Here is a 1,152-nt window from a genome sequence, read left to right as displayed (position 1 = left end):
GGGCAGGGCATGCCTTCCGATTGATCTGTAGGAAATCACTCCGACTGACCAACTGCACGCCCTCAAGCCTGCACATACACCCAAGCCGTCAACCCCGAAGCCAACCCCACCGAAACCCGCTTATAGTCCGAAACTTCATACGCATCCGCCGCCGCCAGTTCCTGCTCGGTAATCTGAAACACCATCCCTTCAACACTGTCCTCATTCCGCCCGCTCGGCGAAACAATCGGATGATGGGTCTTGCCACTGGCCGCCAACACCTCAGGATCGGTAATCTCCACCCAGCTTGTCGAATACCCCAGCATCAGCATCCTGCTGACCCACCAACTCCCGCCCAAAGTTGGCCAGCTGCACTGCCTTGTCCTGCAACGTGCCGTAGGAAAACAACAGCACGGGAAATTCGGTCGAGCGTTCCATCTTTATTCCTTGAAAAATTAAGCCAGCAAATCTTCGTAAAACGCACCATAAGCCCCGCTCGGGTGCGCGATCTGTATCTCCAGAATCCACAGCCCTTCATTGGGATACTGGTCAAAGTCCCCAAGATCACCGCCACGATAAATCGCATGGGGGAAATCGCTGACGCGGTGCCCTTTGATGTCCAGGTTCAGCACCCAACCCATTTCCTTCGCTTGCTCTTCGGCAAAACGATACAGCTCCAGGCCGACGACTTTGTCGTTCCTCCAGCGCCGCTCAACCCGATCAAACAGCTCTTTTGCCGCGCTCGCACATGCCTTCATCTCGGGGTCGTTACCGGTGCTGAATGTCGCCCCCGCATCACCTTCATGGCCTTGCCACACGGCGCCCATGTCGATGAAGTAGATGTCGTTTTCCCCCAGCACCGGGTCGCCGTCGGAGCGTTCCTTGAAGGTCTTGAGGGTGTTGGCGCCAAAGCGCACCAGCAGGGGGTGCCAGATGCGCTGCATGTCGAGGTCGGCGAGGACTTTTTTGCCGAGTTCGCGGGCTTCGGATTCGAGCATGCCGGGGCGGATGAGCCTGGACAGCGCTTCGATGGCGCGCCAGGTCATGGCCTGTGCGTAGCGCATTGACTCGATGCTGTAGGCGACGCCCACAGCTTCCTTGGATGATTGTGCGGTCACCGGCTTTTCCTCGGCTTTATAGTGTCAGGCGTTATGCGTTTTACTATATAGCGAT

1 protein-coding gene and 1 pseudogene are annotated in these 1,152 nt (G+C 57.2%); both read right to left on the bottom strand.

Features of this window, described 5'->3' with window-relative positions; all coding sequences use genetic code 11:
* Positions 1 to 62: 62 nt before the first annotated feature.
* Positions 63 to 417: pseudogene (locus JV201_RS21435) on the bottom strand (gamma-glutamylcyclotransferase family protein).
* A gap of 17 nt (positions 418 to 434) precedes the next feature.
* Entirely contained in the window at positions 435 to 1,097 is a 663-nt protein-coding gene (locus tag JV201_RS21430; RefSeq protein WP_219406022.1) for a M24 family metallopeptidase, read from the bottom strand.
* Positions 1,098 to 1,152 lie beyond the last annotated feature (55 nt).

The organism is Pseudomonas sp. Colony2, assembly GCF_019382755.1.
GTDB lineage: Bacteria > Pseudomonadota > Gammaproteobacteria > Pseudomonadales > Pseudomonadaceae > Aquipseudomonas.
This window is presented reverse-complemented; position numbering and strand designations above follow the sequence as displayed.